This is a genomic window from Sporosarcina sp. Y1009, from assembly GCF_057669865.1.
On record NZ_JBYHFO010000016.1, the window covers coordinates 40,423 to 65,868 of the forward strand.

General features: G+C 37.1%; 24 protein-coding genes, 1 pseudogene and 1 riboswitch. Of the genes and pseudogenes, 11 read left to right on the forward strand and 14 right to left on the reverse strand.

What is annotated here, in order from left to right; genetic code table 11:
- Positions 1–32: 32 nt before the first annotated feature.
- Positions 33–1,019, reverse strand: a complete 987-nt coding sequence (locus AC25Y1_RS15990; RefSeq protein ID WP_488148999.1) for a diaminopimelate dehydrogenase — start codon at positions 1,017–1,019, stop codon at positions 33–35.
- A gap of 123 nt (positions 1,020–1,142) precedes the next feature.
- Between AC25Y1_RS15990 and AC25Y1_RS15995 the strand changes: the two genes are divergently transcribed.
- The 3 genes from AC25Y1_RS15995 (at position 1,143) to AC25Y1_RS16005 (ending at position 3,612) form a co-directional block, all read left to right on the forward strand.
- Entirely contained in the window at positions 1,143–2,306 is a 1,164-nt protein-coding gene (locus AC25Y1_RS15995; RefSeq protein ID WP_488149000.1) for an MFS transporter, read from the forward strand.
- A 28-nt stretch (positions 2,307–2,334) separates the two neighbouring features.
- A riboswitch (PreQ1 riboswitch) is annotated at positions 2,335–2,378 on the forward strand.
- A 79-nt stretch (positions 2,379–2,457) separates the two neighbouring features.
- Positions 2,458–2,955, forward strand: a complete 498-nt coding sequence (gene queF / locus AC25Y1_RS16000; protein ID WP_488149001.1) for a preQ(1) synthase — start codon at positions 2,458–2,460, stop codon at positions 2,953–2,955.
- A gap of 15 nt (positions 2,956–2,970) precedes the next feature.
- Positions 2,971–3,612, forward strand: coding sequence for a queuosine precursor transporter (locus AC25Y1_RS16005; RefSeq protein ID WP_488149002.1), 642 nt, complete (start codon positions 2,971–2,973; stop codon positions 3,610–3,612).
- A 320-nt stretch (positions 3,613–3,932) separates the two neighbouring features.
- Here the strand turns inward: AC25Y1_RS16005 and AC25Y1_RS16010 are convergent, their stop codons facing one another.
- The 5 genes from AC25Y1_RS16010 to AC25Y1_RS16030 all read right to left on the reverse strand — a co-directional run bounded on the left by AC25Y1_RS16010 (position 3,933) and on the right by AC25Y1_RS16030 (position 8,589).
- Complete coding sequence (locus AC25Y1_RS16010) at positions 3,933–4,634, reverse strand: hypothetical protein (protein WP_488149003.1); 702 nt, start codon at positions 4,632–4,634, stop codon at positions 3,933–3,935.
- Complete coding sequence (locus tag AC25Y1_RS16015) at positions 4,609–5,163, reverse strand: sigma-70 family RNA polymerase sigma factor (RefSeq protein ID WP_488149004.1); 555 nt, start codon at positions 5,161–5,163, stop codon at positions 4,609–4,611. Before AC25Y1_RS16015 ends, AC25Y1_RS16010 begins: the two co-directional genes overlap by 26 nt.
- Positions 5,164–5,390: 227 nt before the next feature.
- Positions 5,391–7,172, reverse strand: a complete 1,782-nt coding sequence (gene recQ / locus AC25Y1_RS16020; protein WP_488149005.1) for a DNA helicase RecQ — start codon at positions 7,170–7,172, stop codon at positions 5,391–5,393.
- Between the two features lie 84 nt (positions 7,173–7,256).
- The gene (locus tag AC25Y1_RS16025; protein ID WP_488149006.1) at positions 7,257–7,673 is read right to left on the reverse strand and encodes a hemerythrin domain-containing protein; all 417 of its coding nucleotides are present in this window, start codon (positions 7,671–7,673) and stop codon (positions 7,257–7,259) included.
- Between the two features lie 88 nt (positions 7,674–7,761).
- The gene (locus tag AC25Y1_RS16030) at positions 7,762–8,589 is read right to left on the reverse strand and encodes a DUF368 domain-containing protein (RefSeq protein WP_488149007.1); all 828 of its coding nucleotides are present in this window, start codon (positions 8,587–8,589) and stop codon (positions 7,762–7,764) included.
- Between the two features lie 211 nt (positions 8,590–8,800).
- Here AC25Y1_RS16030 and AC25Y1_RS16035 point away from each other — a divergent pair, with 211 nt between their 5' ends.
- Positions 8,801–9,007 (forward strand): helix-turn-helix transcriptional regulator, encoded by a 207-nt coding sequence (locus tag AC25Y1_RS16035; protein WP_488149035.1) that lies wholly within the window; start codon positions 8,801–8,803, stop codon positions 9,005–9,007.
- Positions 9,004–9,486: a hypothetical protein gene (locus AC25Y1_RS16040; RefSeq protein WP_488149008.1), complete on the forward strand. Its 483-nt coding sequence runs from the start codon at positions 9,004–9,006 to the stop codon at positions 9,484–9,486. Before AC25Y1_RS16035 ends, AC25Y1_RS16040 begins: the two co-directional genes overlap by 4 nt.
- Positions 9,487–9,510: 24 nt before the next feature.
- Here the strand turns inward: AC25Y1_RS16040 and AC25Y1_RS16045 are convergent.
- Both AC25Y1_RS16045 and trhO read right to left on the reverse strand, forming a co-directional pair.
- Positions 9,511–9,962: pseudogene (locus AC25Y1_RS16045) on the reverse strand (DUF1672 family protein).
- A gap of 165 nt (positions 9,963–10,127) precedes the next feature.
- Positions 10,128–11,102 carry an oxygen-dependent tRNA uridine(34) hydroxylase TrhO gene (gene trhO / locus AC25Y1_RS16050; protein WP_488149009.1) on the reverse strand — a complete coding sequence of 325 codons (975 nt, stop codon included), beginning with the start codon at positions 11,100–11,102 and terminating at the stop codon, positions 10,128–10,130.
- A gap of 305 nt (positions 11,103–11,407) precedes the next feature.
- On the opposite strand from trhO, the gene AC25Y1_RS16055 reads away from it, so the two are divergent.
- The 3 genes from AC25Y1_RS16055 to AC25Y1_RS16065 all read left to right on the forward strand — a co-directional run bounded on the left by AC25Y1_RS16055 (position 11,408) and on the right by AC25Y1_RS16065 (position 14,519).
- Positions 11,408–12,928, forward strand: a complete 1,521-nt coding sequence (locus tag AC25Y1_RS16055; RefSeq protein ID WP_488149010.1) for a polysaccharide deacetylase family protein — start codon at positions 11,408–11,410, stop codon at positions 12,926–12,928.
- Between the two features lie 104 nt (positions 12,929–13,032).
- Positions 13,033–13,413 carry a GntR family transcriptional regulator gene (locus tag AC25Y1_RS16060; protein ID WP_488149011.1) on the forward strand — a complete coding sequence of 127 codons (381 nt, stop codon included), beginning with the start codon at positions 13,033–13,035 and terminating at the stop codon, positions 13,411–13,413.
- A complete protein-coding gene (locus AC25Y1_RS16065) occupies positions 13,410–14,519 on the forward strand; it encodes a DUF1648 domain-containing protein (protein ID WP_488149012.1) in 1,110 nt (369 codons plus the stop codon). The genes AC25Y1_RS16060 and AC25Y1_RS16065 overlap by 4 nt, the downstream gene beginning before the upstream one ends.
- 60 nt (positions 14,520–14,579) lie before the next feature.
- Here the strand turns inward: AC25Y1_RS16065 and AC25Y1_RS16070 are convergent, their stop codons facing one another.
- Both AC25Y1_RS16070 and AC25Y1_RS16075 read right to left on the reverse strand, forming a co-directional pair.
- Positions 14,580–15,563 (reverse strand): NAD(P)/FAD-dependent oxidoreductase, encoded by a 984-nt coding sequence (locus tag AC25Y1_RS16070; RefSeq protein ID WP_488149013.1) that lies wholly within the window; start codon positions 15,561–15,563, stop codon positions 14,580–14,582.
- Positions 15,564–15,690: 127 nt separating this feature from the next.
- On the reverse strand, positions 15,691–15,975 hold the full coding sequence (locus AC25Y1_RS16075; RefSeq protein ID WP_488149014.1) for a DUF6509 family protein: 285 nt from the start codon (positions 15,973–15,975) through the stop codon (positions 15,691–15,693).
- Positions 15,976–16,703: 728 nt separating this feature from the next.
- Between AC25Y1_RS16075 and AC25Y1_RS16080 the strand changes: the two genes are divergently transcribed.
- Entirely contained in the window at positions 16,704–18,401 is a 1,698-nt protein-coding gene (locus tag AC25Y1_RS16080; RefSeq protein ID WP_488149015.1) for a M3 family oligoendopeptidase, read from the forward strand.
- Between the two features lie 849 nt (positions 18,402–19,250).
- On the opposite strand, the gene AC25Y1_RS16085 is transcribed toward AC25Y1_RS16080, so the two are convergent.
- On the reverse strand, positions 19,251–20,930 hold the full coding sequence (locus AC25Y1_RS16085) for a formate--tetrahydrofolate ligase (RefSeq protein ID WP_488149016.1): 1,680 nt from the start codon (positions 20,928–20,930) through the stop codon (positions 19,251–19,253).
- Positions 20,931–21,041: 111 nt separating this feature from the next.
- Here AC25Y1_RS16085 and AC25Y1_RS16090 point away from each other — a divergent pair, with 111 nt between their 5' ends.
- Positions 21,042–22,523: a tyrosine phenol-lyase gene (locus AC25Y1_RS16090; protein WP_488149017.1), complete on the forward strand. Its 1,482-nt coding sequence runs from the start codon at positions 21,042–21,044 to the stop codon at positions 22,521–22,523.
- A gap of 43 nt (positions 22,524–22,566) precedes the next feature.
- On the opposite strand, the gene AC25Y1_RS16095 is transcribed toward AC25Y1_RS16090, so the two are convergent.
- Genes AC25Y1_RS16095 through AC25Y1_RS16105 form a run of 3 tightly spaced genes read right to left on the reverse strand, consistent with a single transcriptional unit; the run spans position 22,567 to position 24,957 of the window.
- The gene (locus tag AC25Y1_RS16095) at positions 22,567–23,550 is read right to left on the reverse strand and encodes a zinc-binding dehydrogenase (protein WP_488149018.1); all 984 of its coding nucleotides are present in this window, start codon (positions 23,548–23,550) and stop codon (positions 22,567–22,569) included.
- A gap of 56 nt (positions 23,551–23,606) precedes the next feature.
- On the reverse strand, positions 23,607–24,443 hold the full coding sequence (locus tag AC25Y1_RS16100; RefSeq protein WP_488149019.1) for a metallophosphoesterase: 837 nt from the start codon (positions 24,441–24,443) through the stop codon (positions 23,607–23,609).
- A gap of 28 nt (positions 24,444–24,471) precedes the next feature.
- The gene (locus AC25Y1_RS16105; RefSeq protein WP_488149020.1) at positions 24,472–24,957 is read right to left on the reverse strand and encodes a dUTP diphosphatase; all 486 of its coding nucleotides are present in this window, start codon (positions 24,955–24,957) and stop codon (positions 24,472–24,474) included.
- Positions 24,958–25,046: 89 nt separating this feature from the next.
- Here AC25Y1_RS16105 and AC25Y1_RS16110 point away from each other — a divergent pair, with 89 nt between their 5' ends.
- The gene (locus tag AC25Y1_RS16110) at positions 25,047–25,427 is read left to right on the forward strand and encodes a sigma-w pathway protein ysdB (RefSeq protein ID WP_488149021.1); all 381 of its coding nucleotides are present in this window, start codon (positions 25,047–25,049) and stop codon (positions 25,425–25,427) included.
- The last annotated feature ends 19 nt before the right edge of the window (positions 25,428–25,446 follow it).

A 25,446-nucleotide genomic window follows, 5' to 3' on the forward strand; every position in this document is an offset into this window, starting at 1 on the left:
TAATTGATAGTATTTTTCAAAACATTATAGATTTAAAGCAATTCTTTTCGTAAATCTGCTGCGGATTTCTTTGACAATAATCCAGGTGCAATGTCTAAAACAGTTTTCGCACCATATTCGCCATTTTTGTTCAATCGGTAAGCTGCGCGTGCATATGCAACTAAGACGCTTGAAGTAAATTCGGGATTACTATCCAATTTCAGAGAATACTCCATCACTTGGTTAGTGCCGTCACCTGTTTTTCCACTGCGAATGACAAAACCACCATGTGGCATAGCTGCATGATTTTTATGTAACTCTTCTTCTGAAATGAATGTGACTGTTGTATCATGATTAGTAAAGTAATTTGGCATTGTCACAATAGCTTCTTCGACTTCAGAAGCATTCGCACCTTCTTCAAGTACCACATAACATTCGCGTGTATGTTGCTCGCGCGTTGTTAATTCTGGTAGTTCTCCACTTCGAACTCGGTTTACGGCATCTGGATTTGGAATTGTATATTGCACAGCTCCCTTTACGCCTGGTACTCTTCTCACTGCATCTGAATGACCTTGACTAAGGCCTTTCCCCCAAAATGTATACGTCGTACCTTCCGCCAATACTGCCTCCCCGAATAAGCGATTAAGAGAGAATAAGCCTGGGTCCCACCCAACTGATATAATTGATGTGTTTTGATTAGGTTTTGCTGATTGGTCTACGGCTTCAAAATAATTTGGAATTTCAGCATGTGTGTCAAAGCTGTCAATAGTAGAAAAATGTTTTGATAGTTCAGGCCCTTGTTCCGGCAAATCATTTTTCGAGCCACCACATAAGATTAAAACATCAATACTTTCTTTGAACTCCAAAATTGAATCGTGTTTATATACAGGTACTGTATCGTTGAGTAACGTAAGATCTTTAGGGTTTCTTCTAGTAAAAACACCTACTAATTCCATGTCAGCATTTTGTGAAATGGCTGATTCCACACCTCTTCCTAAATTTCCATATCCAGCAATTCCAACTCTAATTTTCTTGGTCATAAAATATCTCGCCATCCTTCTTATGTAATTGTCATAAATTGTTCACATCAAAAGCTTACACCCTTTAGTATAAACAATGATAAAGTAAAAGTATTGTTTATTAATCTGAAATGAGGCATTCAAATGCGAAATTTTGTCTATTTAATCATATTCATCTCTTTTTTCGATTTGTTTTCTCAACTACCAATAATGAGTCCTTATGCTGATTCATTAAATGCGACGCCGTTTGTCATTGGATTGGTTGTTGGGATTTATTCGTTTTCAAATATGTTTGGTAATATCATTTCTGGTTTTATGACAGACAAACGTGGGCCCTTTCTAATATTAGTGTTTGGATTATTCGCGGCATCGATCTCACTTCTATTATATTATGCAATTACCGATCCTATCAGTCTACTTGCTGTTCGGTTCGTCCATGGGTTTATGGAAGGTTTAATCGTTCCAGCAGCTTTTACCTTTTTAGCGAATCGGACAGAAGGTTCTAAGCGCGGGAAAAACGTAGCCATTTCCGGTGCATTTGTTGGTTTAGCAGCCATCATCGGTCCAGCATACGGCGGCATTGTCGCAGCAAAAACTAGCCCTGCATTCGTTATGGCCATTAATGGGGTCTTGATGTTCATTATTGCGATTATTGCTTTCTTTGTACTTCGCACATTCAAATTTGTTCCGAAGAAGAATGCTTCCAAAAACGAAGCGCGTGTTAGAAATCTATTCCAATCGCCTAAGATGATTCGCTCGTTTGCTGGTGCTTTCTTCTTGATGTTCTCGCAAGGGGTTTTAGCACTAGTGTTACCACTAAAAGTTGTTTCACTCGGTTTTGATGCGAAGTCAAGTGGGATGTTACTCAGTATCTTTGGTATAACTGCTGTGCTCATCTTTTTACTTCCGATTAACCGGATATTTGACCACATCCGTCCAATTATCACACTAGCATTCGGGATGTCAATGATGGGCTTGAGCATGCTACTCTTAAGTCAAATTGAAGTGTTAAACTTTTTATATATTGCCATGGTCTTATATGGTATAGGTTTTGCATTTCTATTCCCATCTATTAATTCTTTGCTGATTGACGCGTCCTCACCTGAATTTCGTGGAAAAGCTTACGGTTACTTTTATGGATTCTTCTCAATTGGAACCGTCGCAGGATCAAGTGTTATCGGATTCTTAGATTTAGAGTTCTCGAGTTCTTTCATGTTGACGGGTATTATTTTAATCGTGGTTGCTCTTATTTCTCTAATTGGAAATACCAAAAAAGATTCATTTGACAATGCACCTTCTATCCGCTAATGTTTTAGAAGGTAAGATATATAACTGTTCGAGAGAGGTTCATAGCGACCCTCTATAAAAAACTATGGATGATGAAAAATGATTTCTGTTCGATTTCATTTTCTTACATTTATGGACCTCCCTCGACAATAATAATGGGAGGTTTTTTTAATTGGCTGGAAGAGATGAATCTACATTAACTGATTTAACATTATTGGGAAATCAAAATACGGTGTACAAAGACACCTATAACCCCGGCGTTCTAGAAGCGATTGAAAACTTACACACAAAACGTGATTATTTCGTGAAGTTTAACTGTCCAGAATTTACGTCCTTATGTCCTCAAACGGGTCAACCAGATTTTGCGACAATGTACATAAGTTTTATACCCGATAAAAAACTCGTTGAGAGTAAAGCACTTAAACTATATTTGTTCAGTTTTAGAAATCATGGCGATTTTCATGAAGACTGCGTCAATATCATTATGAATGATCTAATCGATCTGATTGATCCAAGGTACATCGAAGTTTGGGGTAAGTTCACGCCGCGTGGTGGTCTTTCTATTGATCCATACTGCAATTACGGGAAAGCTGGAACGAAATACGAGCATATGGCTGAGCACCGAATGATGAACCATGATATGAATCCGGAAAAAATTGATAATCGATAATGGAGGACTAAAACAATGTTATATTATTTAAACGGTCTTTTTGTTGGATTATTAATTCTTTCCAATGTATTAGCAGTTAAACTATTCAGTATCGGTGATTGGGTGGTGTTACCTGCTGCCGTCATTATTTATGTCTTCACCTATCCGATTCTTGATGTTATTACAGAAGCATATGGAAAAGAAGCTGCTCGGCGAACCGTGTTAACAGGATTTTTGGCACAAATTTTAGCGATTGGATTCATCTGGATTGCTATAAAACTGCCTGCTGCGCCGTACTATGAAAACCAACAATCATTCGAAGTAATCTTTACAGCAGGTTTCCGTGTCACAGTCGCAAGTCTTATTGCTTATCTTGTCAGTCAAAACTTGGATGTAACGATTTTTGACAAACTTAAAAAAAGACATGGCAAAAAGAAATTGTGGATTAGAAATAACCTTTCCACGATGGCTAGTCAACTTGTCGATACAGCTATTTTTATCTCTATTGCTTTTTATGGTACATTGCCTTTAGGTGTACTCATCGGAATGATTTTCAGTCAATATATTTTCAAGTTCATTGTTGCCATATTGGATACGCCAATTGTCTATGCACTTGTTGCCATATGCAGAAGAACAGAGAAAAAAGAAGTTATGGATACAGCAACTGCTCGTGTATAATGTTTGGCCCTCCCTCTTTTCAGGAATTACTGAAAGAGGGAGGTTTTTTTATGGACATTTATACAATTGGTCATTCAACGCATACAAAGGAAGAATTTTTTACAAATGCTACATGAATCAAATATTGGATCCCTAGTCGATGTTCGAGCGTTTCCAAAGATTCGTAATTTCCCCATTTTCATAAAGACCGCATGAGTATTTGCTTATCTGACCAGTCGATCCAAATAAATTAAGTGACCCAATTAATTTAGGTGCCAGGTTCTCTTAAGATTACGAATTATTCCGGAAACTGGCGCTAAAAAACGTTCAGGTTGAAAGGTTTATTGGATAGGCATAAAAGCTACCTGCCAGATTCCATTATCATTCTTTATCATAGAAAAACCAGACGTTACATCATCATTGTCGGTTGGAGTGAATTCGATATAGCCTCCATATTCACTAGTTTGTATAAAAGTGCCTTTATCGATGTTTTTATACATTTCAATTATTTGTTCCTGGTTGCCACGATGAGCAATAGGTATATTTTTATCTTCTTCGGCACTCCATTGAATATGCCCCTCTCTATCCGTGTAAAGTGCATACTGCAGCCCATAATCTTGAGAATAACCAGCGTAAATATATAATTTAGCAATACTAATTGGCTCTAAACTAACTAACTCTTTCGGGTCGAAATTTATTTTGAAATTATTATAAACCTGCTCTTCTAACTCGGTGAGTTCAAAAAGTTTGTTTCCATTCTCTTCTAACGGTTGCGTGTCAATTGGCTGATTTCGCCCCATTGAAACGAGCGTGTTTCCGTCAGTGAATAATTCTTTACCATAATAAACTCCTATCGATCCCATTATGGCCACAAACAAACAGCTGATTAACATTGGCAGTATATAAATTTCTCTACGTTTTTGAGTAATCTTCGCAAACACAGCTTGCTTATTTTCTTTAGTGAACTTTGTTTCTTTAAATACTGTAGTTTCAAATGACTTTTTAATATTCATATTTTCATTCAAAATAATCACTTCCTTCAAGATTTTTTTCTAATATATCCCTTCCTCTTTTTAACCGTGTTTTAATTGTATTTTGATTTGTGCTTAATACATAACTGATTTCTTGGACAGATAAGTCCTCGTAATAAAACAATAAAATAACCTCTTTGTATTTAACAGGGAGTTTAAGTACATTTTCGGCTAGCTTTTCATTTTCGGTTTTATTAAGAACTATCATTTCTGGCAACAACTCATTAGATCTGCGAAAATGAAATATGTCACTATTGATGATGACTTTCTTTATCCAAGAAGTCCTTAAAACATCTTTACAGCGATTAACTGTTACGCGGTAAATCCATGACTCCACTGATTTTAATTCAAGCATATGATTCCGTTTCTTATAGCATGTTAAAAAAACATCTTGAACAACTTCCTGTGCCCTCCCCCAGTCTTTCAAATAACTAAATGCTAATTTGGTTAAACGGTCTCCGAATGTTTCCATTAATTCTTCTAACCACTGTTCCGCTTTGGATTCTTGTAAAGTTTTCTTTCCAGTTATTTTTAGCAACACCGCGCGTTCTCACCCTCTCTTGTTTAATGAATTATTTTGTTTATCAAATATAAGACGTGCTTAGGAAAGGATTGGGTTTCATTTTTGTATCTATAACTTAATAAAAAGGTTTTGGAAATCAATGGTATTGAAGAAAAATACCGAGTACATGAACAAAAAACATTCAAGTACTCGGTAAAGTAATAATCATTCAGTTTTCTACATCAATTTATGTTCCCGTGAATCCTTCATGGCGTTTCAACTTGCTCTTGTTGAAACGAACGAATCTCTTTCAAAAACGGTTCTCCATAACGCTCCATTTTTGCCAGTCCTACACCATTCACTTCAAGGAATTCTTCCTCTGTAACAGGCATTTTACTAATCATATCTTGCAATGTTTTATCTGAGAACACAACAAACGGTGGAACCCCAGCCTCTTGTGCTAGTTCCATTCGAAGTGCTCGTAGTTGCTCGAATAATGGATTGTCTTTTGTAATTTGTTTGGTAACAACCGAGACCTTTCGGAACACTTGCACTTTCCCGGTTAAAACGTCCTTGCCCTGTTCACTGACATAAATAATTGGGAATTGGCCGTTTTCAACGCCTAAATAGTTTTCCGAAATAATAAATTCAATGAAATCTGAGACTTCTTTGGCACTCTGATTTTTCATAATGCCATAAGTTGTTAATTTTTCGAAACCGAAATCTTTCATTTTCTTGTTTCGAGATCCCGTTAATACTTGTGCAATCATTGTTTTCCCAAAACGTTGCCCCATTCTAATGACACATGACAATACTTTTTGAACATCGGTTGTGACATCCGAACTTTCGCGTGTATCCGTACAGTTGGCACAGTGTCCACAATCTTTTGTTTCCAATTCACCAAAATACGTTATGATAAACTTTTGAAGACAAGTTTCTGTATGGCAATAGTCGATCATTGACTGTAATTTTTCAAGTTCCATCGGGATGCGTGTTTCGTCTTGTGAAAGGTCTATTAAAAATCGTTGTGTTTGAACATCTTGAGATGAAAATAATAATGTACAATCACTGTCAAGACCATCACGACCAGCACGACCTGCTTCTTGGTAATAGCTTTCCATTGTCCTTGGCATTTGATAATGGATGACATAACGAATATTTGATTTGTCGATCCCCATTCCAAATGCGTTTGTAGCAACCATTACTGAAATTTCATCATTTAAAAACTTTTCTTGTCCGATGCTTCGCTCTGTGTCTGATAATCCAGCATGATATTTAGCGACTAGCACGCCTTTTTTCTTCAAGGTCTCATAGACTTGGTCAACCGCTTTTCGAGTAGCTGCATAAATAATTCCGGCTTCTTCCTTATTCTTTTCCACATAATCGACGACAAACTTCTCTCGGTTCTGTCCTTTCACAACAGAAAAAGTTAAGTTTTCTCTTTCAAAGCCAGTCATCACTGTATTATCTTCAGTAATCCCGAGTTGTTGACAAATATCTTCACGAACTGCCGGTGTTGCTGTAGCAGTTAACGCCAGAACGACTGGTTTATCATGAAACAATGAAATCATATGCCGGATATTTCGATAACTTGGTCTAAAGTCATGGCCCCACTGCGAAATACAATGCGCTTCATCGATTGCCACCATTGGAACATTCATCAGTTGTAAACGATTTGTAAATGACGGTGAATCAAGTCGTTCTGGTGCGATGTATAAAAGATTATATTCGCCTCGAATTGTCGCGTCCATTGTCATCTGGTATTCTTCATTTGTCATCGTACTATTTATATATGCTGCTGAAATACCAGCTTCATGGAGCGCATCAACTTGATCTTTCATTAAAGAAATAAGCGGTGAAATTACAATGACAGTGCCTTCCATCACAAGTGCTGGAACTTGGTAACATACCGACTTTCCTCCACCGGTTGGCATGACACATAATGAATCCTTACGTTGTAGAACATTTCCAATAACATTTTCTTGGCCTGTTCGGAATGAGTCATATCCAAAGTAATCCCTTAAAACAGCTGTTGCTTCAGTCAGCAAACTTATTCCCCCTATCAAATAAAAAACGCCTAGTCGTAGGCGTTTTCTTTTTTAGTACTCGTCCATCAAATCGAACCCATACCTTTATTCTCTAAACAACAAACGCTCTTCATCACGGCTGTGAATTTCGTTGACAACTTTTAAAGCATGAAATTTATGTAAAACTTTTGGGCTTAACCCCTCACCTACACGGAGTTCTTCGATATCTTTCACAATAATTCGAAGTAGATCATGATCACGAGTTAACATAGTTATCGCTTCTTGGAGTTGGGGGTTCTCTTCAGCAATTTCCTTATAAAAGCCACTTTCTTCTGCATCGGCATGGCTAATCACACGTGTTTTCCAATAATCTAGTAAATCATCAGCTGCTAGGTTAGCAGTTTCAAGCTCACCTTGTCGTAGATAATCCATCATGTCTCTAGTCTTCGTAACTGCTCCTGATAATCCACCTTCGTGAATTGCTCTGTGTGCTTGAAGTTGTCGCAACGCCGGTCCTGACATATAAATCATCCTTTCTCGTTGTCCTTCTAGCTATAAGAATACCAGATTGGTCTACTTTTTGAAATGAAATACAGTTCTTTTTTATTTGTTAATCGTTAATAATTGTTGCTTTTCCGGGTGAACTAAATAGGCTTGCTACGAGTAAACCAATGAAAAATGTAAGAATACTCATCACTAGAAAGCTTCCATCCTTCGGGAATCCCGGATACATTACAAATACCGAGCCAATAATCAATCCAATAATGACTGCAAAAGTGATATATGTAAAATGAGTAAGTAAATAACTAATTATTTTACTGCTCACTATAAATCCAACGATGACACCTGCGCCAATCACTGCAATAATTGGTAAATTTAAATTTGATAATGCTCCGATGGCTGTTGAATAGACGCCTAGTAATAATAAAACAAAAGAGCCACTTATTCCGGGTAACAACATCGCCATACTTCCAGCCCATCCTGCTAAAAATAATCCAATTATGTTGGTGGCTGTTAATGTTGTTATTGCCGTATTATCTTGTGGACTTACAAATGCCAATGATGCAAGTGCTGCACCAACGATTAAAACCACTAGAAAATGTCCTATTTTAAAGTTCTTTTTTACATTTGCCTGTCTTGCAATAAACGGCAACACACCTATTACTAACCCTAAAAAGAAAAATTGAGTCTGTGCATGATAGTTTTTAAGTAAATACTCGATTACTCTACTTAATAAAAGTAACGCTGTCACTATTCCAATCGCGAGAGGCGCTAAAAACCCTATATGTTTTTTCCAATCACGACTAAAAAACCCGCTAATCGACGCTAACAATTCATCATAAATCCCAAGGATGAATGCGATTGTTCCCCCGCTTACTCCTGGTATAAGATCGCTAATTCCGATAAAGAAACCACGATATAAATTTCTCCATTGCATAAAATTTGTTCCTCCATTTAAAGTTGAATGTCTATAGTATACCATCTTATATCTCCATATTTCGTATAGAAAGTGACGGTTTTATAAAGGTTGCTGATTTACCATGCATTTCAATTAAAATAGTAAAGTTAATTAAACGAAATGTATAATCAACTTTACAAAATGACTGGTTGACTGTACAATTAAAATAAGAAATGAGTTAGGAGGACCTATTTTGCTAACAAATCGAGTAAAAGAGCTTCGAGCGCGTTTTAATTTCACCCAAGACGAGTTGGCCAAAAGGGTCGGTGTAACTAGGCAAACAATCGTGTCCTTGGAAAAAGGGAGCTATACGCCTTCCCTACTCCTAGCGATGAATATTGCCGAAGAATTTGAAATGCCAATCGAGGAGATTTTTTCAAAGGGGGATGAAAATTGAAGATCTATATCGCGGTTTTTTTAAGGATAATGCTTTTTGTATCACTTGCCTTTATGGTTTTTGAATATTTGAGTGTTGAACAATTACTTATTCAAATGGAGCGGGGAGTTATTAACGAGGTTTACGTTGGAATGATTAAATGGCCAGTATATGTATTTGTCAGTGTCGTTGTTCTATTGATTGTCAATGAGATCATGCAATTCCTTCAAGTTAGAAAAAATAAAAACGCTGTATTAAGTGCTTATTTAACCCCTGAATTTGACGTTTCAGATGAACGTGCTGTTGAAAATACGCATAAGGCAGTTAGTTTAGCATTTGTTGTGATCCTCACCTACTCATTTTTCATGATTGCATCCTACTTTTTTATTCCAAATTATTTCATAGACCATATTTGGTACCCAATGTTTACGACAGCCTCTATTCCAATTGTCGGTCTGCTTACGTATTTAATTACTTATAAAGGTTTGGCGAATAATTAATCCTTAGAAAACCGGACTTAATGATTATTCCTTGATAATTAAGTCCGGATTTCCTCTATCTATTGAGTTTTCTTTATTTCCACTTCCTGATGTTTTATCAACATAGTTATCATGGATGTAAATTACATACTTGGCACGTGGTAAGCCATCCATTTTCTCGATATCGCTAGCTATTTTTCCAGTAAGTTCGCATCTGGTTCAAACTCTTTTTCTACCATGAATAATTCAATTGCTATAATGAGTTTTTCTGGATCGTACGAAAGATTTTCACTATGCAATTTCCACTCTTCTTTTGATAGATTTGGATTTTCTAAAGCTTCATTTCCTCTTTCCGTTGGTTTAACTTCTTTGGCTCCGTTCTTCCCGTCAATTAACTCATAATCCGAATGATCTTTTCTCGTATTCAAATTGGAACACCCCATCAATAATACTGAGACACTCAAAATGATTAATGCAAACCTTCTTAAATAGTTCATGGAATACCTCCAATGAGATTTCTACATGTTATGTCTATATTAATGCATTTGGAAGGAATTGACATTTGAGTTGTGACAATCATCTAGTCTATTTCTAGCGACCGTGACAAATTCACCAGAGAAATGAAAAAGCTCGAACAGTTATTTATACTGTCCGAGCTTTTATTATCCTACATATGATTCATTTCGAAACTTTTCAATAGCAGCCATTCGTTCATCAAACTCTGCCACTGTCATCTCGTGTTCGGTGAAATAACGGTTGCGAGGGTGAACACGACATTCATCCGTACAGCTACGCATATAAAAATGCTCATTTTCTTCTGAGCACAAGATTTGAGCGTTACAAACCGGATTTGCACAGTTGACATAGCGTTCACATGGTTCGCCGTCAAAATGGTCACGTCCTACAATAACGTGCTCAACTTGATTTATCGGAACTGCCAAACGCTCATCGAATACATAACATTGTCCATCCCAAAGCTGACCTTTTGCAACTGGATCTTTCCCGTAAGAAACAATCCCGCCATCTAGTTGTCCAACATCTTCAAACCCTTCACGTACAAGCCAACCAGAGAATTTTTCGCAACGAATTCCACCTGTACAATAGGTAAGAACTTTTTTACCTTCTAATATATCTTTGTTTTCCTTAATCCACTGAGGTAAATCACGAAACGTACGAATATCTGGACGAATTGCACCGCGGAAATGGCCGATGTCGTATTCGTAATCATTTCTCGCATCAATCACTACAGTATTTTCTTCTTGCATTTGTCTTAGAAATTCTTCTGGGCTTAAGTAGTTCCCTGTCAATTCGTTTGGATCGATGTCTTTGTCCAAGCTTAAGTTGACAATTTGCTCACGTACTCGAATATGCATTTTTTTAAATACATGACTTGCTGCATCATCCACTTTATAGACGATGTCCTTAAATCTTTCATCTTTTTGCATCATTGCAATATAAGTATCAGTTTGTTCGATTGTTCCTGAACATGTTCCATTTATACCTTCAGTTCCGATGAAAATCCGGCCTTTTAATCCAATATCCTTACATGCTTTTAAATGCTCTGCAACTAAAGTTTCTGGATCCTCGATATGAACATATTTATAAAATAAAAGAACCCGATAACGACCCTTTTCCATTACTTCCAACCACCTTGTTTTATTTGTACCATTTGTTTTTTCAAAGCAAAGATGTAGTTAGTATATCATAAAAACCGTTTTGCAAAAACCGTTTTGCAATAAGATTTTTGTTAATGCTTACTGACTTCATTTTTTCTGCTATTTTTTTATGTAAGTCTTTTTTACTACTAGTCTTACTTTGCCCAATCCTATATACTTAAAATATATATTAAAATGTAAAACTCAGTAGAAAAACAGACTATCTTGTCACCAAACTGTGCTTGAATACGTCTACTAGATTAGATGCTAGAAAGGAGTTAATCAAATTGAGAAAAACACATAGAAAACGACGTACTCCCTGGGTTGAAATACTATTTTCAACCATTATATTTTCATTTATATTAGTCGCAATCACTATGATTTTCATTCCGAACAAAAGAGTTACGTCTTCCCCTTCTAATCATTCTTTGGATGACGATAAATTTCCAATCATATCCGATATAATAGATTCAAATTACCCAGGAATCAAGATCATTACAAAAATATCAAATGATCCTAAAGCACCTTACGCACTTCAATTTCCACAAAGTCTTCATAATTCCTTTAACAAGAAAGTAAAAAACTATATTACAAATACTGAAAATCATTATTTAGCAGAAATCACAAACTACAAAGCCAATGGCGGTGAACAGTCCGGAGAATTAAATATATCTTTTGAAACTTTTACGCATCATACAGATCTTTACTCTTTTGTCCTACTTAACTCGACTTATTTAGGTGGCGACAATGGTTATACAGATATCATGACGTTTCGCTATCATCCAAAAACAGGTCACGAAATTACTGTAGAAGACCTCTTCAACAGTGATACAAACCGACTATTTGAGGTATCAAAAATTGTACGCGAGATTTTATTCACTGATGAATCATATAAGGATAAACTACTTTTAGATGAAGCAAATTTACATACAGAGCCGAACTGGGATAATTATGAAAACTTTGCACTTACAAATGATGCCATCATTTTCTATTTCAATGAATACGAAATTGTACCTAATACAGCTGGTATTCCAATCGTCTCCGTCCCGTTAAATCAACTCAACAATCTTCTGTCTAAGCAATTCCAACTTGACAATGAAACAAGTGATATTCATCAGCAGCCAGAATCAGCAGATAAAGATAAAGCCTACCCGGAATATCCAGATATAAATGAGGAAAAATCAGTTCCAAATTCAGACCATGACAAGGCAGATGAGAACGATGAAAGTCTAGATAATGATAAAGAACCTCATGTGAAAAAAGTGGCACTTACCTTTGATGATGGGCCAGATCCCAAAGTGACAACAAAAATTTTAGCTACCTTAAAAAAGTACGATGCAAAAGCTACGTTTTTCATGCTTGGAAGCCGTGTTGAATATTATCCTGAGATTGCGAAAGATGTCTCGATTGCAGGCCATGAAATTGGAAATCATACATGGACACATCCTGATTTAACAAAAGCTAGCGTTAAAAAGATAAATAGTGAGCTTATTAGAACCTCTATCATTATTGAGGAAGTAACAGGAGAAAAAGCAGGTGTGTTCCGTCCACCTTATGGATCCATCAATAAATTAGTTCGACAACAAACTGGTTTGCCTGTGATTTTGTGGGACGTAGATACACTTGATTGGAAGCATCGAAATGCCAACCAATTACTTGCAAATGTTAAAAAGCGTACAAAAGATGGTAGTATTATTCTTATGCATGATATTCATCAATCCACTGCCGATGGTCTCGACGCAGTGCTCGCCTATCTGACAAGTGAAGGTTATAGTTTTGTGACCGTTTCTGAATTGAATGAAGAATGATAGGGTCCCCATCAACAATATTTTATTGTTGATGGGGACTTTTGTTATAGACATTATAGAGCAAACTTGTTATACTTAATATAGAACAAAAAGGAGAGATTCGCATGTTCATTAAACTTGTAATGGATTCCGATATTCCAATTTACACACAATTAGCGAACGCCTTAATCGAAGGTGTCGCCAATCAATCTTTACAACCCGGTGATTCCTTACCTTCTGTTCGTTCACTTGCCAGCGACCTAGGCATCAATATGCATACTGTGAATAAAGCATACCGTGAACTAGATAACAAAGGTATTATTCGTATCATTCCAAAATCCGGTGCAGTCGTTAACGACCTATCCTCAAATGACGTTTCCCAATTACGAGTTGAAACCTTAATGAGACCCGTCATTGCCGAAGCGATGGCAATTGGATTATCAGAAAGCCAGATAGTTACTATGTCGAAAAAACTCATCTGGAATATTAAGGAGGAGAAACAATGACAACATTTCTAATGATTGGGCTCTTAATTTTCATCATTGCCATTCAAGCTGCTATCCCCTACTTACTGAAACCAACAATCGTTTTTGGCGTTACTATTCCGGATACAAATACAAAGAATTCAACACTATTATCTTTTAAGCGAATTTATACTAACCTCGTCGTAGGTTTTGGAGCAATTGCCCTTATCGGTTTTTTAATTTGGCAAGCTATATCAACGCCAAATGAAGAAAGCATTGTATTATTCGCTGTTGCCTCACAGATGGCACTACTTTTTTTCTCTATGATTCTCTATTTTATTTTTCACGCCAAAACATCCCGATTAAAACAAGAACAGCAATGGGGAATGAATTTGAAGCAAGTTCGCATTACAGATCTTGCCATTCGATCAGCAGATGAAATGCTCCCTTGGTATCTTTATATTGTGCCGATAGTTATTACGATAGGCTTACTCGCATATACAGCCATCCAATATGATAATTTACCGAGCTTAATTCCTACACATTGGGGAATTGATGGCCAACCGGATGCTTTTAGTGAGAAAACAATTCTATCAGCTATAGCGCTTCCTTTAATTCTCCTAATTATGCAAGGCATGATGCTAGGGATTAACGAAATGACAAAGAAATCCGGCATTAAAATCAGTGCAACGAACAGAAAAAAGTCTCGTGCTCAGCAATTATCATTCAGAAAATATACGAGTTGGTTGTTATTTGCGACGACTAGTTTCGTAACGATCTTATTAGCATTTCTACAGTTGGCCATCATACATGAAGAGATTGGAAAACCAACAGTTCTATTCGCGCTCCCGATCGGATTTCTAATTCTTATCTTTATCATGACTGGAATTTATGCCTTCAAAGTAGGTCAAAGTGGCTCAAGACTTGAGGTAGAGGTCATTGATGAGGATGATGTGGAAGGTATTACAAACTACGATGATGACCAATACTGGAAACTCGGTATTTTCTATGTCAATAAAAATGACCCTTCTATCTTCGTAGAAAAACGATTTGGCGTTGGTTGGTCGATCAACTTCGGCAATCCTACAGGCTATTTTATCTTGTTTGTTCCAATTTTATTAATTTCGATTATCACTTTTCTTTTATGAGAAAAGGAAAGGCAACTAACAGAGCTAATCACAATGAGCTCTGTTAGTTGCCTCTTTTAATTAATTAAAAACACTCGTACTATGCAGTGGTTGTAATCTTGCTTTAGGGTCTATATGGGCTTTCGCATGGTTGACTGCGATCGGTGCTTCACCAAGTCCTACGGCAATGAGTTTAACTTTACCGTCGTAAGTCGTAACGTCTCCAGCAGCATAAATTCCTTCAACATTTGTTTCCATGCGACTATTAACAACAATCGAGTTGCGCTCCATGTCAACGCCCCACTCTTTCAAAGGTCCCAATGAGGAAATATTCCCGTAGTTTACGATTAAGTGATCTACGGCAAGACGCTCTTCATTGCCATCTTTAGCTGCAAGGATTAGTTCTTCAACATTACCGTCCTTGCCCTCTATCGATTTCACATTGAGCGACGTCTTCACTTCTACTTTCGATGCCAGCAATTGATTGACGCTTGTCTCATGCGCTGTAAAACGTTCTCTACGGTGGACGAGCGTTACATTTGAAGCAATATCTTCTAGCATCAATGCCCAGTCAACTGCTGAGTCTCCGCCGCCACAAACAACGACTTTTTTATCTTTAAAAATAGAAAGATCTTTTATCCCATAATGTAAGGTCTTTTCTTCAAATTCTACTTCTTCTTTTAAACCAATTTTTCTTGGACGAAATGCGCCAATTCCAGCTGTTAACACAATCGTACGTGTTAAATGAACACCTTTATCTGTTTTCAGTATAAAATGATCTCCATCACGTTCAACTGCAAGTGCAGTTTCACCCAGCAAAATCTCAGGTTTGGAATAATGTGCTTGCGTCACTAAATTTGCAACAAAATCTTTAGCAAGAATTTTTGGGAATCCACCAACATCATATATATACTTATCAGGATAGAGTTCGATTAACTGCCCACCAAGCTGTGGTAAGCTATCGATGATTTTCACAGACATCTCTCGCATCCCTGCATAAAACGAAGCGAAGAGACCTGTTGGTCCGCCTCCGATGATTGTAATATCAACAATTTCACTTTTCATAAATTAACACTCCAATTAGAATAGTAAGACGAAATACGTATACTTAATTTGTCTCATATATACATTATCTACTAATAGAACGATAAAGACACATATTTTGTTTCCATTTTCTATAGCGTATAACGCTTTACTCTTGATAATTCAGCTTGCAAAATTGCTCGACTTCAACAAGCTCGTCCTCATCTAATTCAAAATCAATGAAAGCATCCGTTTCTCGTTCGAAAAAGTGAGCAACGACAACACGTTCACCTTCATCATTCACTACAAAAATTGCGCGAATGCCAATACCAGCTTCTGTATATAATTCGTCGTCCTCTTCAAGCGTTATATATAATCGGAATTCATAGCGATCACCCGGTAATACGCCTGTTGGATCAACAAGTTGTTCAACAATAAATTCATTTATTTCCATTTAAAAATCATCCTCACATTCAACTATCTATTCTAACACGAATCACTTCTCTTACATACTACATTGACACTTTTTAAAGACAATCCAAATTGCTAGTAAATTAATTCTAAATATAGAAATAACCTTTGCATTTTTCTTAACTTTCATTAACAATAGTAATTGTAGCCATTATTTTTTTTCGGGGGATGGTTTAAATTTTCTTAAACCTTAGTGCAATTTTTTTTGGGTTACTATTTTGGTGGTTAATTTTTCTGCTGTTTTTAAGACTAGTACATCGATACCCAAAAGTTACTCAGGAAAATACTTGGAAAAAAGATATTATAATTTCATTTATTCAGTTGATTGTAGTTATATTCATTTGGATAATAGCTCAGAAACTTTTTTAGCCCATTTATTATTGATTTTCTTAAAAAATGGAAGACGTGCCGAAAGCCTGAAAGATTTCCGCTTTCGGTATCCTCAAGTCCGTATATGGACCTTTACCATGATAAAGTCTACAACACACCTGCTTTGGCCTTCCTAAACATCGATATGAAACTCCCCGTATACTGCCTTTATATAACCTCCTCTTTCTAGCTTTACCCCTTATTTATACGCTTACATTATATAGCCTACTAAACAACTTTCAAAAATCGGAAAATTTCCTTTGCTTTTTTTATGAATATAATGAAGAATAGTAATAGTATAGTATTTTACTTTACTTTACTTATCACTAGGAGGTAGTTTATTTGTTGAAATTTGAAGACTTTCAATATGCTAGACCTGACATGAACGACATTAAAAATGACTTTGCAATTCTTCTTGAAGAATTCCGAAATGCAAACTCTTTTGAGCAACAAAACGAAGTGATTGAAAAAATCAATGCCATTGGAAATGAATTTTCTACTCAAGCCAATCTCGTCTATATTCGTGCTTCGATTAACACGAATGATGAGTTTTACCAAACAGAACGGGATTATTTTGATGAAATTGAACCTGAATATCAAGAACTACAAACTGCATACTACAAAGAACTTGTAAGTACTCCATTTAGAGAACAGCTTGAAGAAAAATGGGGATCACAATTATTTGCACTTGCGGAGAATGCGATTAAATCTTTTTCACCCGAAGTTTTACCGCTTTTACAACAGGAAAACAAATTAACATCTGATTACTCAAAACTCGTTGCTTCGGCTCAAATCGAGTTTGACGGTAAAACACTTACACTGGCACAACTTGGACCATACGCTGAGTCAACTGATCGTGCTGTACGGAAAGCAGCGATGGAAGCAAATTATAAATTTTATGAAGATAACGGCGATCAGTTCGATGAAATTTTCGACAAACTTGTCAAGTTGCGTCATGAAATCGCTACGAAATTAGGATATAAAAACTTTGTGGAACTCGGCTATTTACGTATGGACCGAATTGATTATAATGCTGAAATGGTAAAGAAATTCCGTGATCAAGTTCGCGATCATATTGTTCCTTTAGCAAATCGTTTATATGAACGCCAAGCCGATCGAATTGAAGTTGATAAATTGAAGTTTTATGATCAATCACTTAATTTCTTAACTGGAAATGCAACGCCTCAGGGTAGCCCTGACTGGATTATTGAAAATGGTAAAAAGATGTATGCAGAATTATCACCTGAAACGGATGAATTTTTCCAATACATGACGGATAAGAATTTAATGGACCTAGAAGCGAAAACAGGTAAAGAAGCTGGTGGTTACTGTACTTTTATCGATAATTACGACTCGCCTTTTATCTTTTCAAACTTCAACGGTACATCTGGTGACATCGATGTATTAACACATGAAGCCGGACATGCATTCCAAGTATATTGTAGTCGCAATATCGGAATTCCTGAATACATGTGGCCTACTTCTGAAGGCGCGGAAATCCACTCAATGAGTATGGAGTTTTTCACTTGGCCTTGGATGGAGTTGTTTTTCAAGGAACAGACTGAAAAATATAAGTTCGCACATTTAAGTAGCGGACTGCTATTTCTGCCATATGGCGTATCAGTTGATGAGTTTCAACATGTTGTTTATGAGAATCCTGAAATGACACCTGCTGAACGTAAAGCTGCATGGAAAAAAATCGAGGCGACTTATTTGCCTTCACGCGATTATGATGGAAATCATTATTTGGAATCGGGTGGTGTTTGGCAACGCCAAGGCCATATTTACCAATCTCCGTTCTATTATATTGATTATACACTTGCACAAATTTGCGCATTCCAGTTTTGGAAGCGTTCATTAGAAGATCAAGAAAATGCATGGGCTGACTACTTACATCTATGTAAACTTGGTGGTTCCAAACCATTTACAGAGCTTGTTGCAGAAGCAAATCTAATCTCGCCTTTTGAAGATGGATGTGTTGAATCAGTCATTGGTACGATTGAGTCTTGGTTAGATTCGGTTGATGATAAAGCATTATAACAATATAGACCATAAAAATATTCAGTTCGATTTTAAATTTCCACTGAACTAAAAAGTATTTATCTGAGAGAAATAAAAAGTGGCTTTTTTAAAAGACCGAAAATCGCCAGAACGGCTCCCTTTCCTATGGGCGAGCGCGAAAGGGTGGAAAGAGTGATCTTCTCTTTCGCACTTTGTTCGCTTTCCTGCGGGAGTGTCGCATTTTCTAGTAATTTCACGGAGAATCAAAAGTAGTGAAAAAAGGTTAAGAAAGAATATTTCTTAACCTTTTTATATTGTGTACTTATTGGACAGCCTCTTTTGTTAAGGAACTGTTTAATATTAAAGTAGTTGCACAGTAATTCAACTTCTCGTAAACAAATTTTTATCCCTTTCTAGAATTGTTCGTGATATACCCCAAAATAAAAAACGGTATAAAATTGCAAACATAGCAAATAAAAAAATGTATTCAAAAAGAGTAAATGGCTCGTAATCAATTAAAATAGCATTTATAAAAATTAATACTAAAGATAATAATTCTAGTAAAGAAGCTTTAAATCCAATTTTTCCATATAAACTCTTAGTACTTTCTAAATTTGAAATGTTCCTTAACTCGTGACTAAAAAAACCTTTAAGAATGGCAAAAAACATTAAAATAATTCCGAAAGCAGGTCCGTATGGAATATTCAAAAGGTGTGTAATAAGACAGTATATTATTGTGAATAAAATTAAGTGCATTTTAAATAAAACACCTCGCTTTTATTTTCTAACTAGATATTTAACACTTCTTTTGTTTAGATCGCGGAAAAAAAGATGGAGAGAAATAGTTTATTTTCTCTCCATGCTTTTTACTATTTCAAACTTTTTGTTTTACATTAACCCAACCGCATTTCCATTCTCATCAACATCCATATTAAGTGCTGCAGGTGATTTTGGTAAACCGGGCATGGTCATGATATCACCTGTTAAACAGACTAAGAAACCAGCGCCGAGTTTAGGTATGATTTCACGGATTGTAATTGAAAAGCCTTCAGGTCGTCCTAATAGTTTCGGCTCATCAGAAAAAGAGTACTGTGTTTTCGCCATGCAGATTGGCAACACATCCCACCCGTTTCGTTCAATATCTTTTAAATTACGTTGGGCTTGGTCAGTAAAAATGACATCTTCCCCACCATAAACTTGTTGAACAATTTTACGAACTTTATTATAAATCGATTCTTCAACATCGTATAAGGCAGCGAAGTTGTTTGATTCATTTAGAACTTGGAGTACCTCTTTTGCTAGTTCAACGCCGCCTTCTCCGCCGTCTTCCCAGACATTTGCGATGGCAGCACGTACACCTTTCTCCTTACACCAGCTAAGAATGGCATTTATTTCAGCCGCTGAATCTTTTATGAACCGGTTGATCGCAACGACAGGCTCTACACCAAACGTACGGATTGTCTCAATATGTTTGGCTAAATTCGGAATCCCTTGAATGACTGCCTCAGTATTTTCACCAGATAATTCGGTTTTCGGTACACCACCATGCATTTTAAGCGCACGCACAGTTGCAACAACGACAACTGCATCTGGTGAAAATCCGCCTTGTCTTGCTTTAATATTCATAAACTTCTCAGCACCTAGATCCGAACCAAATCCAGCTTCCGTTACCACATAGTCGGAAAGTTTTCTTGCGGTGTTCGTTGCGATTAAAGAGTTACAGCCATGCGCAATATTTGCAAATGGCCCCCCGTGTATTAATGCAGGTGTTCCTTCAATCGTCTGAACTAAGTTTGGTTTAAACGCTTCTTTTAACAGTAATGTTAAGGCACCTTCTACACCCAAATCAGTAACTGTAACCGCTTCCTTTTTATAGGTGTAACCAATGACGATACGTCCAATTCGCTCTTTCAAATCGTTTAAACTTTTTGCCAAACAAAAAACAGCCATGATTTCTGAAGCAACTGTAATATCAAATCCGTCTTCTCGCGGAATTCCTTGTGCAGGTCCACCAAGTCCAATCGTTACATGACGCAATGCACGATCATTCATATCGAGAACGCGTTTCCACGTAATTCTACGCGGATCCAATTGCAACTCGTTTCCTCTATGTAAATGATTATCGATCAATGCACTTAATGCATTATTAGCAGTTGTAATGGCATGAATGTCTCCATTAAAATGTAGATTTATGTCCTCCATTGGAAGCACCTGAGCATAACCTCCACCCGTTGCCCCGCCTTTCATCCCCATGACTGGCCCTAGGGAAGGCTCACGTAATGCAATCATTACTTTCTTGTTAAGCTTAGTAAACGCATCTGCAAGACCAACAGTTACAGTTGACTTCCCTTCACCTGCTGGGGTTGGACTAATTGCAGTGACAAGGATAACTTTCCCGTTTGTTGTTTCTTTCTTTAACTTGGATACATCTATTTTTGCTTTGTATCGCCCAAACGGTTCTACTGCCTCCTCTGGAATTCCGGCCTTAAAGGCAATATCCCAAATCGATTTCATCTCTGCATGTGTAGCAATTTCTAAATCAGATAGCGGTTCAACTTTTCTTGTCATGTACATCCCCACTTTCCCTTTTATTCTATTATATCGCTCCCCCCTACGGATAGACAGCTATTTCATGAAATTACACGGACAAAAAAAAGAAGGCTCTGATAATTGAATTAATTGGATGTAGAATATATAGTTAAAGAGATTGATAATTTGAAAAAGGGGATGGGGAACTTGGGTAGAAGAACTGCTGAACCGTACAAAATCAAAAGTGTGGAAACGCTTTCAATGCTCTCTTATGAAGAGCGCAAAGAATCTTTGAAACGGGCTGGATATAATACGTTTCTAATTGATTCTGAAGATGTTTACATCGATTTGTTAACGGATAGTGGAACGACGGCAATGAGTGATGAACAATGGGGAGCACTGATGACTGGGGACGAAGCTTACGCGGGCAGTAAAAGTTGGAAAAAGCTAGAAAAGGCTGTTCAAGAATATTACGGATATCAATTCGTGTTGCCAACTCATCAAGGGCGCGGTGCTGAAAATATCCTTTCTCAATTAAAAATTAAAGATGGTGACTACGTTCCAGGCAATATGTATTTTACGACAACTCGAGCGCATCAAGAAATGAACGGTGCCAAGTTTGTTGATATTATTATCGACGAAGCGCATAATCCGACAATCGACCATCCTTTTAAAGGCAATATCGACTTAACGAAACTTCAAAAATTAATTGACGAGGTTGGCGCTGAAAAAATTCCTTATGTTTGTTTAGCCGTCACTGTCAATCTAGCAGGCGGACAGCCCGTGAGTATGCAAAATATGAAAGAAGTTTATGAGCTTTGTCAGTCTTATAAAATTGATGTTTTCTTCGATGCGACGCGCTGTGTTGAAAATGCTTTCTTTATAAAGGAACGTGAAGATGGTTATGCTAACACGCCGATTGCACAAATTTTAAAAGAAATGTTATCCTACTCCGATGGTTGTACAATGAGTGGTAAAAAAGATTGTTTAGTGAATATCGGAGGTTTTCTCGCCATGAATGACGAGGAACTTTATATTCGCTCACGTGAGCTTGTGGTCGTATATGAAGGAATGCCTTCTTACGGCGGAATGGCAGGACGTGATATGGAAGCGATGGCCATTGGGATTCGTGAAGCTGTTGATGATCATTATATTGAACATCGAATCGGGCAAGTGCGCCATCTAGGCAATCAACTAATTGAAGCGGGTGTACCGATTGTCTTGCCAATTGGTGGCCATGCGGTATTTTTAGATGCCAAAACTTTTCTTCCACACTTAAAACAGGAAGACTTTCCAGCACAAGCTTTAGCAGCTGCCCTTTATCTAGATTCCGGCGTACGTAGTATGGAAAGAGGTATCATTTCTGCTGGGCGCAATATCGAAACGGGTGAAAATAATAAACCGGATCTTGAACTCGTACGGTTAACAATTCCAAGAAGGGTTTACACGAATAATCATATGGACGTTGTCGTCGATTCAATCATTGACCTGTTTGAAAAACGCGACGAGATTGGTGGACTAAAAATGGATTATGAGCCACCGACATTAAGATTCTTCAATGCAAGATTTTCTCCACTTGCTACAAGTAATGAGCTAATTAGCGAGCAGAACAAAAAAGTCTCGATTGAATAATAGTAAAAGTAAACCCTCCCGTGAAAAATACGGGAGGGCTTTGTTATTCGCTAATTCTAAAAGCAACTTTTCCAAAGTTTTTACCTTTCTCCAGATAATCAAATGCCTCATTCGCGTTATCAAGTGTGAATGTTTGATCCACAACTGGTCGTGTTTCATACTTTTCAATATGAGCAATCATTTCACGTAACTCTTCCCTGCTCCCCATAGTAGATCCGAGTAGTTGATATTGGCCATAGAAAAAGCTTCTTAAATCGAGCTCAACAGTATCCTCCGTCGTTGCGCCGAAAATGACGATACGCCCACCTTTTTTCAAAACTTCTAGTGAACGATTAAATGTCGCTCGCCCAACACTGTCGATGACTAAGTCTATCGTTTCATCTTTTAATTCCTTGTTCCAATCACTATTTGTATCAAGTGCAATGTCTGCACCTAATGCGAGTGATTGTTGACGCTTATTCTCACTACGAGAGGTCACAATAACACGTGCCCCAATATTTTTAGCAAATGAGATTAAGTAAGTTGCCACACCGCTACCAGCGCCTGGGATAAAAACGGTGTCGCCTTCTTTTAAATTCCCTTTTGTAAATAATGCACGGTATCCAGTAAGCGCAGACAAGGCAAGTACACCAGCCTCTTCCCAAGTTAGATGTTTCGGTTTTAATTCAACTTGCTCAGATGAAATGACAATCTTTTCAGCGAATGTACCGTGATCTGGCATACCTAAAATATCAAATCCTTTTGGTGCAGTATCACTATTCATCTCCCAGCCTAGTGCTGGGTTAATAATCACTTCATCGCCAATTGAAACACTCGTTACCCCTTCGCCTATCGCATCGACAATTCCTGCGCCATCAGATCCTAATACAAGCGTATCTGCCTCGTCTCCTCGCCGATTAGGTATGTATAAATCCCGTCGATTTAAACCAGCTGTGCGAAGCTTAACGACCACTTCCCCTAAACCCGCAACTGGCTCTTCTACTTCTTTAATGCTCAATTCCCCGAACGCATGAACAAATGCTTTCATTTCCATCATCCCCTTTAATGTATTTGAAAACTAAACAAAAATTGTTCAAGACCCCTTTAGGCATCTTTGCTCAATGTTACTACAACTACTTCCGATTTGTTAAAGATTCGAACTGGAAAAAGACTATTCCCGATTCCCCGACTAATGACTAGTTGACTTCCTTCTTTTTCATGAATTCCTGAAGTCAACTTGGGAAACACGCCTTGTCCTGGTGAAACTAAACCTCCGAATCCTGGAATGCGAATTTGCCCCCCGTGCGCATGTCCACTGAACGTTACATCAATATTACTTTGTACATATATATCAAAGTGTTCAGGACGATGTGATAATAATATTTTAAACATATCATCGGAAACATCAGAAAATGCATTGACTATTGAATTCTCAATTGCAGTGTTTTCAGCTTCAGTACTGCTCAGCGGATCTTCAATTCCACCAAGTGCAATCATCTCTCCCGCAGCGGACGTTAAAACCTGATTCTCATCAGAAAGTACATGAACACCACGTTCTTGAAGTTCAGTTTTAATTCGATTAACATCATTTATTGAAATTTCATGATTTCCAGTTACATAGTATATAGGTGCTACATCTTTAATCGCATCAATCAGTAGTAAACTCTGCTCTAAATCATACCTATTTCTATCAATGAAATCCCCAGTTATATAAATTGCATCTGGCGCAGCATTCACGACTTCACTCACAAGATCTAGATGATTTTCGCCGAACATTGCGTCGTGCAAATCCGACAACTGAACAATCTTATACCCATCAAAACTAGCGGGTAATTTGTTAGAACTGAGTGTATAATTTGTTGTTTTAACCGTGGTATTCCCGTCATAGATGATAAAACCTATAACGCCAATAAAAATAATAAAAAACAGTAATTTCCGCATGTGGTATCCTTTCCTTATTCGCTTAAGATTAATAGCCTACTTTTTGGCGTGTATAGTTCTCATCGTTTTTCAAGACATAAGCTTCTATAATTGCTTCGTGTGTAAAGCCAAGTTTTTTCGCAATCGCACCGTAATGAATCCATACATTGCTGTAGGTTTCCATCGTTGGGTTGTTTAAAAAATGTGTAATGGATGCAGTTGTTTTCAAAAACAATTCAGTTAGCTCACCCTCGACTTCACCATTTGGCCAATTTGTGATTCCCTCTAAATTCAAGTCAATTCCAATGGACAATAAAAAATGGATGGAGTCGACATACTCTTCTAGGATTACCTCTATTTCAGAGGGTCCTTTAGAACTCCAAAATTTAAAGCTTCTCGTCTCGTTTGCTAATTCTGCGAGTTCAACGAGCAGCGCAAGCCCTTTTTCTTGAAAATAGTCTTGTTCAGCATCTCGATTTTTTTGTATAAATATATCTAATTCACGTTGCATATTAAATAATTTTGTAAGTTCCATGATAAACCTCCGATTATTTTCGATTAAAGTGAAACCTTCCGTAATTTCATCCGTATAAGAGAGTATATTATTTTTAAGGGGGATCTTATATGGGACTCTTGATCCGCTTTGTGATCATTGCATTCATCATTTATTTATTTTATCGGGGAATTCGTTATCTATTCGATCCGAAACGTAAACTTGATGATGCATATGAGGTGGAACGTTATTATTTCTATGATGATGTAAAAAATGTTCGTAAAAACTTCTTTATAACGTATAAAGGCGCCATGTTTGAAGGCGAAAAGTATTTAGGTACAACTGAAAACGCTTTTGAAGTCGTTTCCATTTTTGTTTGGGTGAAAGATGAAGCAAAACTTCAAGGATTCACTAAAGATGATTTTCAATTTCTTCAATCAGAAATATTGTCGAATTATCCGACAGCAAAAATTAGTTGGAAAAATCCAATCGAAAAACTCTTGCAAAATTAATCCATATACTTACTGTCGG